Genomic DNA, 267 nt, shown 5'->3' with positions numbered 1-267 from the left:
GTATGAAGCATGGCTGTATTCGGATTGGATGGGATGAATACGGGGAAACCATCACGGATGACATGGACTACCATGTGGGTGGTAAAACCGTACTTAACGCATTCTTGTCCAGAATGCAGCCAGGAGATATTATTCTTTCCTGCTATACTGCGCACTCCATTGATGCTATCGGTGTTGTAACTGGAGAGCCCGAATGGCATCCAGAGTTCGAACACTATAAACGGCTGCGCACTGTTAAATGGCTGATTCAAAAGAAAAGCATTCCAA

Annotated in this window: 1 protein-coding gene; it reads left to right on the top strand. The window is 45.7% G+C overall.

The window, feature by feature from the left end; genetic code table 11:
* Nucleotides 1-62: 62 nt before the first annotated feature.
* A partial coding sequence (locus H6A60_RS13215; RefSeq protein ID WP_500691543.1) for a DUF8426 domain-containing protein occupies nt 63-267 on the top strand: 205 nt, incomplete at its 3' end.

It is taken from the genome of Sutterella massiliensis, from assembly GCF_016899755.1.
Classification (GTDB): Bacteria; Pseudomonadota; Gammaproteobacteria; order Burkholderiales; family Burkholderiaceae_F; genus Sutterella; species Sutterella massiliensis.
The sequence above is the reverse complement of the archived record's forward strand: the minus strand, read 5'-3'. Positions and strand labels throughout refer to the sequence as shown.